The organism is Actinomadura syzygii (assembly GCF_008085905.1).
In the GTDB taxonomy this organism is placed as follows: domain Bacteria; phylum Actinomycetota; class Actinomycetes; order Streptosporangiales; family Streptosporangiaceae; genus Spirillospora; species Spirillospora syzygii.
This window is the reverse complement of record NZ_VSFF01000001.1, coordinates 168792-182569: the sequence shown is the minus strand read 5'-3', so window position 1 is coordinate 182569 and position 13778 is coordinate 168792. Positions and strand designations below refer to the sequence as shown.

The 13778-nt window shown below is 74.3% G+C and carries 12 protein-coding genes; 9 read left to right on the top strand and 3 right to left on the bottom strand.

Annotated features, from left to right (window positions below; all coding sequences use genetic code 11):
* Positions 1–33: 33 nt before the first annotated feature.
* The 8 genes from FXF65_RS01010 to FXF65_RS00975 all read left to right on the top strand — a co-directional run bounded on the left by FXF65_RS01010 (position 34) and on the right by FXF65_RS00975 (position 8677).
* Positions 34–1359 carry a putative quinol monooxygenase gene (locus FXF65_RS01010; RefSeq protein WP_148347612.1) on the top strand — a complete coding sequence of 442 codons (1326 nt, stop codon included), beginning with the start codon at positions 34–36 and terminating at the stop codon, positions 1357–1359.
* A gap of 5 nt (positions 1360–1364) precedes the next feature.
* Positions 1365–1625: a glutaredoxin family protein gene (locus FXF65_RS01005; protein ID WP_148347611.1), complete on the top strand. Its 261-nt coding sequence runs from the start codon at positions 1365–1367 to the stop codon at positions 1623–1625.
* A gap of 317 nt (positions 1626–1942) precedes the next feature.
* Entirely contained in the window at positions 1943–2686 is a 744-nt protein-coding gene (locus tag FXF65_RS01000) for a redox-sensing transcriptional repressor Rex (RefSeq protein ID WP_148347610.1), read from the top strand.
* A gap of 92 nt (positions 2687–2778) precedes the next feature.
* A complete protein-coding gene (locus FXF65_RS00995; RefSeq protein WP_342787269.1) occupies positions 2779–4317 on the top strand; it encodes a glutamyl-tRNA reductase in 1539 nt (512 codons plus the stop codon).
* Entirely contained in the window at positions 4314–5234 is a 921-nt protein-coding gene (gene hemC, locus FXF65_RS00990; RefSeq protein ID WP_148347609.1) for a hydroxymethylbilane synthase, read from the top strand. The genes FXF65_RS00995 and hemC overlap by 4 nt, the downstream gene beginning before the upstream one ends.
* 59 nt (positions 5235–5293) lie before the next feature.
* Positions 5294–6877 (top strand): bifunctional uroporphyrinogen-III C-methyltransferase/uroporphyrinogen-III synthase, encoded by a 1584-nt coding sequence (locus tag FXF65_RS00985; protein WP_148348312.1) that lies wholly within the window; start codon positions 5294–5296, stop codon positions 6875–6877.
* Positions 6878–6918: 41 nt separating this feature from the next.
* Positions 6919–7914, top strand: coding sequence for a porphobilinogen synthase (gene hemB, locus FXF65_RS00980; protein WP_148347608.1), 996 nt, complete (start codon positions 6919–6921; stop codon positions 7912–7914).
* Positions 7915–8026: 112 nt separating this feature from the next.
* Complete coding sequence (locus FXF65_RS00975; RefSeq protein WP_148348311.1) at positions 8027–8677, top strand: bifunctional DNA primase/polymerase; 651 nt, start codon at positions 8027–8029, stop codon at positions 8675–8677.
* A 29-nt stretch (positions 8678–8706) separates the two neighbouring features.
* On the opposite strand, the gene FXF65_RS00970 is transcribed toward FXF65_RS00975, so the two are convergent.
* The gene (locus FXF65_RS00970; protein WP_148347607.1) at positions 8707–10404 is read right to left on the bottom strand and encodes a serine/threonine-protein kinase; all 1698 of its coding nucleotides are present in this window, start codon (positions 10402–10404) and stop codon (positions 8707–8709) included.
* A 264-nt stretch (positions 10405–10668) separates the two neighbouring features.
* Between FXF65_RS00970 and hemL the strand changes: the two genes are divergently transcribed.
* The gene (gene hemL / locus FXF65_RS00965; RefSeq protein ID WP_148347606.1) at positions 10669–11964 is read left to right on the top strand and encodes a glutamate-1-semialdehyde 2,1-aminomutase; all 1296 of its coding nucleotides are present in this window, start codon (positions 10669–10671) and stop codon (positions 11962–11964) included.
* Here the strand turns inward: hemL and FXF65_RS00960 are convergent.
* Entirely contained in the window at positions 11961–12830 is an 870-nt protein-coding gene (locus FXF65_RS00960; protein WP_148347605.1) for a dihydrodipicolinate synthase family protein, read from the bottom strand. The genes hemL and FXF65_RS00960 overlap by 4 nt on opposite strands.
* 5 nt (positions 12831–12835) lie before the next feature.
* Positions 12836–13759, bottom strand: a complete 924-nt coding sequence (locus tag FXF65_RS00955; protein WP_148347604.1) for an EamA family transporter — start codon at positions 13757–13759, stop codon at positions 12836–12838.
* Positions 13760–13778 lie beyond the last annotated feature (19 nt).

Genomic DNA, 13778 nt, shown 5'->3' with positions numbered 1-13778 from the left:
GTCGGGCCCCGGCATCGGGCACCATGGGGCGCGATGGTCGATGCTCTTCTCGCGCTCCTTGCGACCCTCGGCGCTTTAGTGGCCACCGGGTTGCTGGTTCAGCGCGCCTACAAGGACCGGCTGCTCTACCTGATCGCCTGGTCGTTCACCCAGGTGGGGCTGTCGCTCGCGCTGCTGTGCATGGGCGTCGGCTTCCTCGCCGGCTTCAACGGGCCGCTGTTCCGCGTCGTGGAGCTCGGGGCCGCGCTGCTCGGGCCGGTCTGGCTCGCGCTCGGCATGGTCGAGCTGATCGCGCGGTACGTCCAGGTGCGGTTCGCGGCGTGGCTGTTCGCCATCTCCTACACGTTCGTCGCGCTCGTCATCCTCATCCTCGACCCGCTCAAGGGCACGCTGACGAAGAGCCTGCCGAAGCCGGGCTCGACCTACGACGCGCTGCCGCTGCTGCTGATCGACGGCGCGCACGTCGTCGCGGTGATCGCGCTCGTCGCGTGCACCGGCCTCACCGCCTGGCTCGCCAGCAAGCAGGACCAGGAGGCCGCCGAGCTGCTCATCCCGGTCGCGCTGGTCGCGCTCGCGGGCGTGCTCGTGGTGAGCGGCACCCGCGGGTTCCTGCCCGCGCCGCTCGCGGTGATCGCGCTCGGCGGCGCGGCCGGGCTCGTCTGGTACGGCGCGATGCGCACGATCCCCGTCTACGACGACGAGGACTACGACGAGTACGGCGACGAGGCCGCCACCGGATACGAGGAGCAGGGCTACCAAGGGCCGTCCCGTCCGGAGCACCCGGCGGCGCGCGCCGAGCGGGCGGAGCCCGTCGCGGCGCCGACCCCGCCGCCGCCCGACCCGCGGCGCGGGGAGCTGCGGTTCCCCGACCCGCCGACCGAGGAGCCGCGCTTCCCGGACGACCCCGCGGGCCCCACGGCCGTGGACGGGGTCGGCGTCGGCATCGGGATCGGCAACGCGCTCGTCCCGGAGCAGGCGTCCCCGGCGCTCGCGCCGCGCGGCGGTCGCGGTCCCGGCGGGGAACTGGCGGGGGCGTGCGGCCAGATCACCGTCTACACCCTGCTCGACGGGCGCGAGGCCGCGTTCGACCGGCTCGCCGGCGACCTGGTGAAGGCCGCCCGCGCGACCGAGCCGGAGACGGTGATCTTCGCGTCCCACGAGGTCGTCGGCGCGCCCACGCAGCGGATCTTCTACCAGCTCTTCCGGGACGAGGCCGCCTTCGCCGCGCACCGCAAGACGTCCCACCTCCAGCGGTTCCTGGCCGAGTCCCGCACGCACATCATCGCCACCAACGTGATCGAGCTGCGGCTCGGCGCGGCGAAGGTGCCGCTGCCCGCGCCCGAGTTCCCGGGGCGGTGACGCGGGTGTCCGAAGGGGTGCTGATCACGCTGCTCGGCAAGCCGGGCTGCCACCTGTGCGACGACGCCCGCGCGGTGATCGAGCGCGTCGCCCGCGACCTCGACGTCCCGTGGGAGGAGCGCGACATCACGCTCTCCGAGCGGGACACCGAGCAGTACTGGGAGCAGATCCCGGTCACGCTGATCAACGGCGTCCAGCACGACTTCTGGCGGGTGGACGAGTCCCGCCTCCGCACCGCGATCGGAAAGCTGCGCGAGACGTCCTAGCCGGGTCCTGAGCCGTCTCGGTGGCGGCTCCGGTGTCTCGTCCGTCACATCGGACGGCGGCCCCGGGCGCGGGTGTCCCAGGGCGGAAAGCCCTGATGGGCGGGGCCGCGGAGGCGCGTTCCTGGACCGGTTCAGGGGCGTACCCGCGGGCCCGCCCACCGCGTCGCCGGGGGGTGACTTTGTGCGCGTATTCACAAAGGCTTAACCTGGTGGACAGCCCTGGAGCGGTCGAGCCGCGGTCGGACGGCCGGCGCCGCGCCCGCCCGGGCGAGGGGCCCGCCGCCCCGTCCCCAGCGCCGACTTCCGAAGAGCAGGCCGTGACGACACCTCGACAGAACCGCCGGCGCGAACGCGCGGCCCGCGGCATCCCCGAAGCCACCGTGGCGCGGCTGCCGGTGTACCTGCGGGCCCTCACCGGGCTCCAGGAGCGCGGCGTCGCGACCGTGTCGTCGGAGGAGCTCGCCGCGGCGGCCGGGGTGAACTCGGCGAAGCTCCGCAAGGACCTCTCCCACCTCGGCTCCTACGGGACGCGCGGGGTCGGCTACGAGGTCGAGTACCTCGTCTACCAGATCTCCCGCGAACTCGGCCTCACCCAGGACTGGGTCGTCGCGATCATCGGTGTCGGTAACCTGGGCCGTGCACTGGCCGGCTACGGCGGATTCGCGTCCCGCGGCTTCCGCGTGGCGGGCCTGCTCGACGCGGACGACTCCATCGTCGGCCAGGAGATATCCGGCATGACGGTGGAGCACATCGACCGGCTGGAGGACATGATCGCCCGGCACGGCGTCTCCATCGCCGTGATCGCCACCCCGGCGGGCGCCGCCCAGGGGGTGTGCGATCGCGTGGTCGCGGCGGGCGTGACGAGCGTCCTGAACTTCGCGCCGACCGTCCTCACCGTGCCGGACGGCGTGGACGTGCGCAAGGTCGACCTGTCCATCGAGCTGCAGATCCTGGCGTTCCACGAGCAGCGCAAGGCGGGCGGGCCGGACGGCCCCGCCCCGCTCGTCGCCGGGGACGCGCCGCCCGGCACGAAGCAGTACGTGGAGCCGGTCGAGGCGTAGACCGGGCCGAGGGGCGGGGCACAGGGCGGGGCGCGGAACGTGAACGGCGGGCGGTGGACGAGAGTGGACGGGGAAGCCTGGGAGGGCGGGACGTGAGCATTCTGGTCGTGGGGCTCAGTCACCGGAGCGCGCCCGTCGCGGTCCTGGAGCGGGCGGCCGTGGCCGGGGACGACCTGGCCAAGCTCCTGCACGCGGTGCACGAGTCCGCGAACGTCGCCGAGGCGGCGATCGTGTCGACCTGCAACCGGGTCGAGATCTACACCGTCGTGGACAAGTTCCACGGCGGCGTCACGGCGGTCTCCGAGCTGCTGGCGCTGCACTCCGGCGTCCCGCTGGACGAGCTGTCCCGCCACCTGTACGTGCACTACGAGGAGCGGGCCGTCCAGCACGTGTTCGCCGTGGCGTGCGGGCTGGAGTCGATGGTCGTCGGGGAGGGGCAGATCCTCGGCCAGCTCCGGCAGGCGTTCCGGCTCGCGCAGGACGAGGGCACCCTCGGCCGCGAGCTGCACGACGTCCTGCAGCAGTCGCTGCGGGTCGGCAAGCGCGCCCACCACGAGACCGGCATCGACAAGGCGGGCGCGTCGCTCGTCAGCGTCGGGCTGGACGTCGCCGCCCGGCACCTCGGGCCGCTGGAGGGCGTCCGGGCGCTGGTCGTCGGCGCCGGGTCGATGAGCTCGCTGGCCGCCGCGACGCTGAGCCGGGCCGGAGCCCGCGAGGTCGTCGTCGCGAACCGGACGCACGAGCGCGCGGTGCGGCTGGCCGAGTCGCTGGACGTCCCGTCCCGCGCCGTCGAGCTGTCGGTGCTGGACGCCGCGATCGCCGAGGCCGACCTCGTCGTGTCCTGCACGGGCGCGACCGGCCTCGTCGTGACGGCCGCGCGGCTGGCGGCGCGCGGCGTCGGCGCGGACGGGCGGCGCCGCTTCTTCCTCGACCTCGCCCTCCCGCACGACGTCGAGCGTTCCGTCGGCGACCTGCCGGGCGTCGCCCTCGCCGGGCTGGACGACCTGCGCACCGCCGAGGAGGCCGCGCACGCCATCGGCCCGGAGGCGGTCGAGGCCGTCCGGCGGATCGTGGGCGCGGAGGTCGAGGCGTTCCTCGGCGCGGCCCGCGCCGCCGCCGTCGCCCCGACCGTCGTCGCGCTGCGCAGCAAGGCCGCCGAGGTCGTCGAGGGCGAGCTGGCCCGGCTCGGCGGGCGGCTCCCCGAACTGGACGGACGGGCCCGCCGCGAGATCGAGCAGACCGTCCGGCGCGTGGTCGACAAGTTGCTGCACGCGCCGACCGTCCGGGTCAAGGAGCTGGCGGCGGCGCCGGGCGGCGACTCCTACGCCGACGCCCTGCGCGAGTTGTTCGACCTGGACCCGATGAAACCCGAGGTCGTGGCGCGGGCCGACCTGCGCGACGAGGAGCCCGCCACGGCCCGTGCCGCGTCCGTGTCGTCCGGGCCGTCCGTGCTCGACGCGGAGTGCGCCGAGGCCGACTGCCTGAGCCTGCCGCCCGGTGTTCCCGGCGTGCCGGGCGTGCCCGAACCGGCCGGTCCGGCGATGACCGTGCGGGACGTGGCCGCGCAGGCCGCGAACGTCCGCGCGGTCAGCACGCCGGACGCGGCCGCCCCTGAAGGAGACGAGAGATGAGCACCGCGAGCACGGGGCCGCTGCGGCTCGGCACCCGCAAGAGCCTGATGGCGACGACCCAGTCGGGGCTGGTGGCCGACGAGGTCACCCGGCTGACCGGGCATGCCGTCGAGCTGGTCGGGGTAACGACGCAGGGTGATGTCTCCAAGGCCCTGCTCGCCCAGATCGGCGGGACGGGGGTCTTCGTCAACGCCCTGCGCGACAAGATCCTGTCGGGCGAGGTGGACTTCGCCGTGCACTCGCTGAAGGACCTGCCGACGTCCGAGACGCCGGGGATCGCGCTCGCCGCGACCCCCGTCCGCGACGACCCGAGGGACGCCCTGTGCGGTCCGGCGAAGCTCGCCGACCTGCCGCGCGGCGCCCGCGTCGGGACGGGCTCGCCGCGCCGCGTCGCGCAGCTCCGCGCGCTGCGCCCGGACCTGGAGATCGTCCCGATCCGCGGCAACGCCGACACGCGGCTCCGCAAGGTCGCCGACGGCGAGCTGGACGCCATCGTCCTCGCCCACGCGGGCCTGCGCCGGATCGGCCGCCTGGACGCGGTCGCCGAGGTCTTCGAGCCCGACCAGATGCTGCCCGCCCCGGGCCAGGGCTCGCTCGCGCTGGAGTGCCACGCCGACCGCGATGACCTCCGCGCCCTGCTTGGAACGGTCGACGACGCCGCGACCAGGAGGACCGTCACCGCCGAGCGAACGGTCCTCGCGGTCCTGGAGGCGGGTTGCTCTGCTCCCGTGGGGACGTACGCTGCCGAAGTAGATGAAAGGCTGCACCTGACGGCGGCCGTCGTGGCGTACGACGGGAGCCGGCAGGTGCGGCTGTCCGCAAGCGGCCACCCGGACGCCGCCGAGCAGATCGGGCGCGACCTCGCGCACCGGCTGCTCGCGCAGGGGGCCGACCAGTTGATGGGGGAGCGAGATTGAGCCCCGCCGCGAAGACCACGACCGGCACCGAGAGCACCGAGAGCATGGAGAGCACGGCGATGACCGTCCTGGAGGGCGCCGACGGCGCGCCGCCCGGGGCGGGCCGCGTCGTGCTCGTCGGCATGGGTCCGGGCGACCCCGGCCTGCTGACCCTGCGCGCCGCCGCCGAGCTGGCGCGCGCCGACACCGTGATCGTCAGCCGCGAGCACTGTCCGCCGGAGATTCTGTCCCACTGCCGTCCCGACGTGGAGATCGTCGACTCGGCGGCGGGCGACCCGGCGCTGCTCGCCGAGCGGGCCGCCGAGGCCGGGCGGCGTGTCGTCCGGCTGCTGCAGGGTGATCCCGGGCTCGGCTGCGGGCTCGCCGCCGAGGGCGGCGCGCTGGCGAAGGCCGGGGTGCCGTTCGAGATCGTCCCGGGAGTGTCGGCGGTGACGGGCGTGCCCGGCTACGCGGGCATCCCGCTGACCGACGCCGCGCACCGCGAGGTCCGGGTCGTGGACGCGTCGCAGGGCGGCGTCGACTGGGAGCGCTTCGCCTCCCCGGACGCCACCCTCGTGGTCATCGGCGCGGAGGGCGCGGTCGCGGAGGTCTGCAAGGGCCTCGTCGCGGCCGGACGCCCCGACTCCACGCCCGCCGCGATGACGAGCCTCGGCACCACCACCGAGCAGGAGACCGTCGTCTCGACGCTGCACAAGCTCGCGTCCGACACCAAGGGCATGGAGGCGCCCGCGCTGATCATCGTCGGGGACGTGGTCAACCGGCGCGACGAGCTGTCCTGGTTCGAGACGAAGCCGCTGTTCGGCTGGCGGGTGCTGGTGCCGCGGACCAAGGAGCAGGCCGCCTCGCTGTCGGACCAGCTCCGCGGGTACGGGGCCGTCCCGGACGAGGTCCCGACGATCTCGGTCGAGCCGCCGCGCACCCCGCAGCAGATGGAGCGGGCCGTCAAGGGCCTCGTCACCGGGCGGTACGAGTGGGTCGTGTTCACGTCCACGAACGCGGTGAAGGCCGTCCGGGAGAAGTTCGTCGACTACGGCCTTGACGCCCGCGCGTTCGCCGGGCTGAAGGTCGCCGCCGTCGGCGAGCAGACCGCCGCCGCGCTCGTCGAGTTCGGCATCCAGCCCGACCTGACGCCGTCCGGCGAGCAGTCGGGCGAGGGCCTCGCCCGCGAGTGGCCGCCCTACGACGCCGACCTCGACCCCATCAACCGGGTCCTGCTGCCGCGCGCCGACATCGCCACCGACGTCCTCATCGCCCGGCTGACCGAGCTGGGTTGGGAGTGCGAGGACGTCACCGCCTACCGGACGGTGCGCGCCGCGCCGCCGCCGGAGCCGATCCGCAACGCGATCAAGGGCGGCGGGTTCGACGCGGTGCTGTTCACGTCGTCGTCCACGGTGAAGAACCTGATCGGGATCGCCGGGAAGCCGCACAAGGTCACCGTCATCGCCGTGATCGGCCCGCAGACCGCGAAGACGGCCGAGGAGTACGGGCTGCGCGTGGACGTCATGGCCGACAAACCGTCCGTATCGGCACTCGCGGCGGCGCTCGCCGAGTACGGTGCGAAGCGGAGGGCGGCTCAGATCGAGGCGGGGGACCCGCTCCGCAAGCCGAGCCAGATGCGCCGGGGAGCCCGGCGCCGCAGGTAGCGCGGGGGTCCCGCGCGTCCCCGGATTCCGGAAGAAGGAAGATGTCTGCTCAGTTTCCCGTGGTCCGTCCGCGGCGGCTGCGGCGCGCGCCCGCGCTGCGCCGGATGGTCGCCGAGACGCGGCTCGCCCCGGCCGACCTGGTGCTGCCGATGTTCGTCAAGGAGGACGCCGGCGAACCGCAGCCGGTGCAGTCCATGCCGGGCGTCTTCCAGCACACCCGCGACAGCCTGCGCAAGGCCGCGCACGAGGCGGCCGAGGCCGGGGTCGGCGGGATCATCCTGTTCGGCATCCCCGCGGTGAAGGACGGCGCCGGCTCCGGCGCCGACGACCCGGACGGGATCGTCCAGCTCGCGCTCCGCGACCTGGCGTCCGACCTCGGCTCGGGACCGGACGCGGCGACCGTCCTCATGACGGACCTGTGCCTGGACGAGTACACCGACCACGGGCACTGCGGCGTCCTCACCCCGGCCGGGGAGATCGACAACGACGCGACGCTGGAGCGGTACGCCTCGATCGCGCTCGCGCAGGCCGAGGCGGGCGCGGCGGTCGTCGGCCCGTCAGGGATGATGGACGGCCAGGTCGGCGCGATCCGCACGGCCCTCGACGGCGCCGGGCACACCGACGTCGCGATCCTCGCCTACTCGGTGAAGTACGCCTCGGCGTACTACGGCCCGTTCCGCGAGGCCGCCGAGTGCGCCCCTCAGTTCGGCGACAGGTCCACCCACCAGCAGGACCCGGCCAACGCCGAGGAGTCGCTCCGCGAGGTCCTCCTCGACATCGACGAGGGCGCCGACATGGTCATGGTGAAGCCCGCCGGGGCCTACCTCGACATCGTCCGCCGCGTCCGCGACACGGTCCGCGTGCCGGTCGCCGCCTACCAGGTGAGCGGCGAGTACGCCATGGTCGAGGCCGCCGCCGAGCGCGGCTGGATCGACCGCGACCGCACGATCATGGAGTCGCTCACGTCGATCCGCCGGGCGGGGGCCGACATGGTCCTGACCTACTGGGCCACGGAGGCGGCGCGCCGACTGTCCTAGATCACCTAGTCCTTCTGGGCGGTTTCCGGGGGTTGCCGTGTCTCGGCGACGGGCCGCCGGGCATCATCGTTGACCAGTGACCCACGTCGGGCTTTGGGTATTGGGGGCGGAGATGCTGGCGGTCTCGGGGAACAGCAGGCGGCAACGGGCGGCGCGCGACCGGATGGCGGCGGCGGCCCGCGAATACGCCGGGTTCGGCTGGCCGTCGTTCCCCGGCGCGCATCCCCCGGTCGGCGGCGACCGGGCCTGTTCGTGCGACCGGATCGGGTGTCCCGACCCGGCGGCGCACCCGGTGTCGGCGGCGTGGGCGCACCAGGCGAGCGTCGACTCCGCCGTGATCGGACGCTGGTGGTCCGAGCGCCCGCTCGCCAACATCATCCTGCCGACCGGGCGCGTCTTCGACGTGTTCGACGTCCCGGCGGCGGCGGGCGCGGCCGCGCTCGACCGGATCGAACGGGACGGCCTGCCGGTCGGGCCCGTCGCGTCGTTCGGCGGCGACCGGCACCTGTTCTTCGTCGCGACCAGGGGCGCCCCGGTCGACGAGGACGAGTGGTGGTCCTGCCACCTCGACTGCTCGCCGGAGGACGTCGCGGAGACGCCCGGCATGCGGTGGCACTGCCGTGACAGCTACGTCGTGGCGCCGCCGTCGGTGCTCCCGTCCGGGCGTGAGGTGACGTGGCTGCGGCCGCCGTCCGCGGGCCCGCTGCCCGACCCGCTGCGCCTCCTCGAAGTCCTCGCGGACTCCTGCGACGCAGCGGGCTGACTCTCCACAGGGGCTAGTGCGGCGCCTGGCTAGTGCGGAGCCTGGATGGCGGGCTTGCGGCCCCAGTTCGAGTACGAGCCGCGCAGCACCTCGTTGCGGCCCTGCTCCGGCCCGGCCCGCACCCAGAACTTGACCGGACGGCTCCCCGCGTCCAGCTTCACGGCGAACGCGATCTGCTGCGCGCCCGTCGCCTGCGCCATCCGCGCGTACATCGTCCCCATGCCGGGTTCCCGCGTGAGCGTCGCGACCGGCGCCTCGCCCTCGTAGATCTGCCCCGACCGGGAGAGCTTCGTCGCCGACTTCAGCAGCGTCGTCAGGTTCGCCACGGACGAGCCCTGGCTGATCTGCTCGGCGGTCGCCGGGTAGCCGCGCCCGCCGAGCGGCGACGACCGCCACCGCTTCCCGACGCGCACGTACAGCCGGTCCTGGACGATCACCCCGTGCACCGCCTTGCGGGCGGGGCCCGACCCGGACAGCGTCAGCGTGTACGACGACCGTCCGCCGGGCGCGACGCCGAGCGTCCCCTTGCCGGTGGCGGCGAAGCCGCAGCACCCCGACTGCTGGTAGCTGAACAGGGCGCCCGGGGCCTGCGCGACGGCCTGGTCGATCTCGGCGACGAGCGGCCGCGGGTCGACGCCCCCGGCCGGGACGGTCGGCTGCGGCGTGCTGCTCTGCGCGGGCGTCGTCGGCGGCGGCTTCTTGTCGCCGCCCGTCAGCACGGCCGCGGCGGTCGCGCCCGCGGCGGCGACGACGGCGATGGCGACGGCGGCGAGCACCCAGCGCGTCCGGGAACCGCCGCCCTTCCCGCGGCCGCCCGCCGGGACGGTCGGGTTCCGCCCGCTGCTCCGGGACGGCTTCGGCTTCGGCGGCTCCGGCAGCAGCGCCGCCTGCGCCGCCAGCTCGGTGAGCCGGCCGCGCCCCTGCGCCTCCCAGGACGGCCCGTACGCGGAGACGGCGGCGTCCTCCAGGGCGGCGAGGAAGTCGGCGGCGGACTTCGGACGGCTGTCCGGGTCCTTCGCGAGGCCGTGGTGGATCAGCTCGCGCAGCGGCCCCGGCGCGTCGTCGGCCGGGATCGGCGCCTCCCGGTGTAGCCGCGCCATGTTGCGCCCGGCGAACGGCGGCCGTCCGGTGAGGCACTCGTAGAAGACCGCCGTGGCGCCGTAGATGTCGGTGGCGACCGTCGCGGGGACGCCGTCCCACAGCTCGGGCGCCGCGTACTGCGGGCCGTACTGCGCCTCGGTGCCCGCCGGGGACGTCGCGAAGTCGCTGAGCCGCGCGTTGCCGTCCGGGTCCACGTAGACGTTCGACGGGCGCATCGCGCCGTGCACGATGTCGTGCTCGTGCGCCGCCGCGAGGCCGAGGAGCGTCCCGCCGAGCAGCGACAGCGCCGCGAGCGGACCGGTCGGCCCCTGCGCGGCGAGGACGCGCCGCAGGCTGACGCCCTCGACGTACTGCGACACGATCGCGGCGCCGTCCACGGTCTCCACGAAGTCGTAGAGGTCGACCACGTTCGGATCTTCGAGCTGGGACAGGTTCCGCGCGACCGCGCGGAACCGCTCCAGGAACGCCTCGTCGCCGCGCAGCGCGCCGTCGAGGTACTTGATGGCGACCTTCGTGCTGGTCAGGTCGTCGACCGCCAGCACCACCCGGCCCGCGGCGCCGGCACCGAGCTCCCGCTCGTGGGTGAAGCCCTGGACCGTCCAGCCGTCAACCACGTTGAAAGCCATCCCTCCGATACGCCTGTCCCGGCGGACCGCGCCAGTCGAGCCGGGCGCCGCCGGTGAGTCGGGGAGGCGCCGTGAAGACCGCTTGCCGTGAAGACCGCTTGGTGAGACAGGGCGCCGATGTCGTACTTGGTGGAATATCGGCCCGTACCCGGCGAGGTCAAGGCAAGTCGCCGAACTGCAACGGAGACTGAATCAATCCGGTCCCCGGCGCGCTCACCCGGTAGGGGCGCACGGGGTCGCGGACGGGAATGGTTCACTGAATCGGTGACTGGTATCAAGCGTTCGCAGGAGTTGTTCGACAGGGCCGCCGGGGTCGTGCCGGGCGGGGTCAACTCGCCGGTCCGCGCGTTCGGGGCCGTGGGCGGGACGCCCCGGTTCATGGCGTCCGGGCGGGGGCCCTACCTGACCGACGCGGACGGGAACGAGTACGTCGACCTGGTGTGCTCGTGGGGCCCGCTGATCCTCGGGCACGCGCACCCGGCCGTGGTGGACGCGGTGCGGGACGCGGCGGGCCGCGGCACGTCCTACGGCGCGCCGACGCCCGGCGAGGTCGAGCTGGCCGAGGAGATCGTCGCGCGGACCCCGGCGGAGCGGGTCCGGCTGGTCAACTCGGGCACCGAGGCGACGATGTCGGCGATCCGGCTGGCGCGCGGCTTCACCGGCCGCACCAAGATCGTGAAGTTCGCGGGCTGCTACCACGGGCACGTCGACTCGCTGCTCGCGGCGGCCGGGTCGGGCGTCGCCACGTTCGGGCTCCCGGACACGCCAGGCGTCACCGGCGCGACGACCGCCGACACGCTGATCCTGCCGTACAACGACGTCCCGGCGCTGGAGACGGCGTTCGACGAGCACGGCCGCGACATCGCCTGCGTCATCACCGAGGCGGTGCCGTGCAACATGGGCGTGGTGCCGCCGCTGCCCGACTTCAACGCGCTGGTGAAGCGGCTGTGCGAGCGGTACGGGGCGCTGCTGGTGATGGACGAGGTGCTCACCGGGTTCCGCGCGTCCAGGTCAGGCTGGTTCGGGGTCGAGGGCGTCGCGGGCGACCTGACGACGTTCGGCAAGGTGATGGGCGGCGGGCTGCCCGCCGCCGCGTTCGGCGGACGCGCCGACGTCATGGACCAGCTCGCGCCGTCCGGACCCGTCTACCAGGCGGGGACGCTGTCGGGGAACCCGCTCGCCACCGCCGCCGGGCTCGCCACGCTGCGGAACGCGACGGACGAGGTCTACGCCGCCCTCGACCGCTCGGCCGGGATCGTGGCGAAGGCGGCGTCGGAGGCGCTGGAGCGCGAGGGCGTCCCGCATTCGACGCAGCGGGCCGGGAACCTCTTCTCGGTGTTCTTCACGGCCGGGAAGGTCGGCGACTTCGTCGCCGCGCAGCGCCAGGACGTGAAGGCGTACGCGGCGTTCTTCCACGCGGCGCTGGAGCGCGGGGTGTACCTGCCGCCGTCCGCGTACGAGGTGTGGTTCCTGTCGGCCGCGCACGACGACGAGGCGCTCGGTCGCGTCCTGGAGGCCCTCCCGCACGCCGCCCGTGCCGCTGCCAGGGCGGCGTCCTAGGCGGCCGTCCGGAACGCTCTCAGCGCCGCGGCGACCGGTTCGGGACGCGGCGCGTGGAGCGGGGCGCGCACGGCGGGGTCGTCGATCAGCCCCTCCGCCGCGAGGCACGCCTTGAGCACCGCCGGGGACGGCTCGGCGAACAGCGCCTCCACCATCGGGAACAGCGCGTTGTGCAGGGCGAGTCCGCGGGCGGCGTCGCCGTCCCGCACCGCCGTGGCCAGCGCGGCGTAGGCGGCGGGCGCGAGGCACGCTGCCGCCGCGACCCCGCCGGACGCGCCGAGCTGGAGCATGGGATAGATGTACATGTCGTCGCCGCACAGGATTCCCTTGCCCGTGCGGGCGGCCAGCACGGCGAGGGTGTCGTGGTCGACGGCGCCCGCGCAGTGCTTCATCCCGGCGACGCAGTCGAGGGACAGCAGCCGGACGAGCGTCTCGGCGGACAGGTGCTTCCCCGTCCGGTACGGGATGTTGTAGGGGAGCAGCGGGACGTCCACCGCCGCGCCCACGGCGGCGAAGTGGTCGATGACGCCCTCGTCCGACGGGCGCAGGTAGTACGGGACGACGACGAGCAGCGCGTCCGCCAGCGGGGCGCGCTCCCTCGCCTCGCGGATCGTGTCGGCGGTGCCCATCGTCCCGGCGCCGACGATCAGCGGGGTGCCGTGCTGGATGGACACGGCGCGGCAGACCTCCAGGACGGTCCGCCGCTCGGCGTCGCTGAGCAGGGCCGCCTCACCGGTCGTGCCGAGGGCGACGAGCCCGTCCGCGCCGTTCTCCAGGCAGTGGACGGCGAGCCGTTCGAGCGACTTCGCGTCCACCTCGCCCGAGCTGGTGAACGGCGTGACGAGCGACGCGTGGATTCCGCGCATGGTGATCACCTCGTTGTCTCCGCGGGCTGTGGTTCGGGCGCCGGGACCCGTGGACGGGACCGCGGGCGGACGCTCCCGGCGGCGACCCCGGCGATGATCAGTCCGGCCCCGGCGAGCCGGGCCGGGGTCACGTGCTCGTCCAGGATCAGGGCGGCCGACAGCAGCCCGAAGGGCGGGACGAGCAGCGAGTACATCGCGACCGTGCTGGCCTCGTAGCGGCGCATCAGCCACCCCCAGACGCCGAAGCCGAACAGCGTGGACACGTACGCGATGAACGCCATCGACGCTGCCCCGGTAAGCGACAAGTCATGCACCGCGTCCGGGATCGCCCCCGGCCCCTCGAAGATCAGCGACAGCGCGAGCAGCGGCAGCGGCGGCACGAGCGACATCCACACCATGAAGCCCAGCGCGTCGACCCGCCCTGTGGCGTGCTGGTTCATCCGCCGCATGGCGACGTTGGCGAGCCCCCAGCTCGCCGCGCCGACCAGGCAGACCACGAACGCGCCGACCGGGCTGCCGCCCTCGGCCTGCGCCACGCCGAGCAGCGCGACGCCGCCGAAGGCGACCGCCATCCCCGCGACCTGCCGCCCGCTCAGCCGCTCGCGCAGCAGCAGCCCCGCGAACAGCGCCGTGAAGACCGCCTGCACCTGGAGGACGACCGAGGCGAGCCCGGCGGGCATCCCCATCCGCATGCCGATGAACAGCAGGCCGAACTGCCCGACCCCGAGCGGCAGCCCGACCAGCGCCAGCCAGCGCGCCGGGACCGGCGGCCGCCGCACGAAGAACACCGCCGGGACCGCGGCGAGGACGAACCGCAGCGCGGCCATCAGCAGCGGCGGGAGGTCCTCCAGCGCCCAGTGGATGGGGACGAAGTTGAACCCCCAGCACGCGGCGACCAGGGTGGCCAGCAGGACGTGGCGCGAATTCATGCCTCGATCGTCGGGCCGC